General features: G+C 76.4%; 1 protein-coding gene. It reads left to right on the forward strand.

Features of this window, described 5'->3' with window-relative positions; all coding sequences use genetic code 11:
- A partial coding sequence (locus tag HTV45_RS33495; RefSeq protein WP_251693415.1) for a 3-hydroxyacyl-CoA dehydrogenase NAD-binding domain-containing protein occupies positions 1-352 on the forward strand: 352 nt, incomplete at both ends.

The raw sequence follows: 352 nt of genomic DNA on the forward strand, positions 1-352 counted from the left end.
GTGATCGGGGGCGGGGGGATGGGCGCGGGCATCGCCCAGTCCTTCGCGAGGGCCGGGGCGCCGGGCACCGTGGTCGAGCAGAGCCGCGAGGCGGCCGAGGCGGTCCGCGAGCGGATCGCCGGGTCCCTTGAGCGGGCCGCCGGGCGCGGGCTGATCGACGCCGACCCGGCCGAGGTGCTGGGCCGGATGGCCTTCGCCGACGCGGTGACCGGGCTGGACCCGGCGACCGAGCTGGTCGTGGAGGCCGTACCGGAGGACGCCGGGCTGAAGGCGAAGCTGCTGGCCGCAGCCGAGCAGGTGGTGGACGCGGGAACGGTGCTGGCGACCAACACCAGTTCGCTCTCGGTCACCG

Origin of the sequence: Streptomyces sp. CHD11, from assembly GCF_018638295.1 — a bacterium.
Taxonomy (GTDB): domain Bacteria; phylum Actinomycetota; class Actinomycetes; order Streptomycetales; family Streptomycetaceae; genus Streptomyces.